Genomic DNA, 1,581 nt, shown 5'->3' with positions numbered 1-1,581 from the left:
TTTATGTAAACTAATTATAATCTATAAAATAGAAAAACCACCCAAACGAGGGTGGTTCGTATTATAAATAACTACTTAAAGAAGAAATCGGAACCTTTACCTCACTACCTTCCTTCATATTCCGCAACACAACAGTGTTTGTACTAAGTTCGTCTTCCCCAATAATAAGCACATAAGGGATATTTTCTTTATTGGCATAATTAAGGGCGCGTTTTAATTTGCGTCCTGCTAGTTCAAGTTCGACTTTTAAGGAAGTGGTGGAACGTAATTGCTGGGCAATTTGTAAGCATTGTAACTCAGTCCCGAGTGGGATGATAAATAGATCCGCTGTAGATGAGATTGTTTCTTTCTGCGATAGTGCTGTATAAATAACGTCTAAACCGAATGAAATACCGACTGTTGGATAGTTTATATTATCACCACGGAAAGCTCCGATAATGTTATCGTATCGACCACCGCTACCGATGCTAGATGTAATCGATCCATCTTTTAAAAAGATTTCATATACAGTACCTGTATACATTGTGAGTCCTCGCGCTAAAAACGGGTTGAATATCGTATTTTCATTTATTCCAAGGGCGATTAAATATTGCTGTAATTGTTGTAGTTCGTTTACTCCATCGGCAACGAGTGGATTATTGAAAGCTTCTTTAAAGTCAGCGATAGTAAGCTTTAGACAAGATAATACGGTATTACATATCGTATCAGCCATTTCTTCAGAAATTCCGCGCTCTAATACATCTTTTCGTACACCATCAATCCCAATCTTTTCGATTTTATCTAATGATAAAATGACGTCACTTGTTAACTCAGTAGGGATGTTAATGGCCTGAAGAATACCATTTAACAATTTTCGGTTATTATATTGGATCGTTATCTCTAAGTTTAACGTTCGGAACAGTTCAAACGCCATACCCATAAGTTCAGCTTCTGCCATGACAGACTCAACACCGACGATATCAACGTCGCATTGTATAAATTCACGAAATCTTCCTTGTTTAATTGGCCCATCTCGAAATACTTTCCCAATCTCATACCGTTTAAAAGGGAGGCGGATGTTCTGGTTCATTGCCACAACCTTTGCGAATGGAATAGTTAAATCGTATCGTAAGGCGAGCTCACGTTTTCCTTGATCCTGAAGTGTATATATTTCTTTTAATATTTCATCGCCACCGCCGTACTTGTAAGACATAAGCTCATACATATTTAACGTCGGCGTTTCTAAAGGTTTGCATCCGTATCGTTCAAACGTATCTTCACAAGCTCTTTTAATTTTATTTCGCAGCACTTGTTCCTCTGGTAAATAGTCTTTCGTTCCTTTTACATTTCTCATTTCCATTGTAATCACTCCTTTTTAAATTAAAAAAAGCTATGTGAGTATAAAAATACCCACATAGCTTTATGAACGCTTCGTGGGTCAACAGGAAAAGCCCTGTACCCACGAAGAAAAATTTTTCTTCGGATACACGGCGTTACGTATGATGATGAAGTTGGAAAGAAGTATTAACATTTTGCATTAGAAATCTCTCCTTAACATAAGTTTTTCCAAATTATATCAGATGATTTTTGAATTATCAATAT

1 protein-coding gene is annotated in these 1,581 nt (G+C 36.5%); it reads right to left on the bottom strand.

The window, feature by feature from the left end; genetic code table 11:
* Window positions 1-61 precede the first annotated feature (61 nt).
* Window positions 62-1,339 (bottom strand): histidine--tRNA ligase, encoded by a 1,278-nt coding sequence (locus ACQGS6_RS28125; RefSeq protein ID WP_000425994.1) that lies wholly within the window; start codon window positions 1,337-1,339, stop codon window positions 62-64.
* Between the last annotated feature and the right edge of the window lie 242 nt (window positions 1,340-1,581).

The organism is Bacillus sp. GMs2/2, assembly GCF_050172095.1.
In the GTDB taxonomy this organism is placed as follows: domain Bacteria; phylum Bacillota; class Bacilli; order Bacillales; family Bacillaceae_G; genus Bacillus_A; species Bacillus_A cereus.
This window is presented reverse-complemented; position numbering and strand designations above follow the sequence as displayed.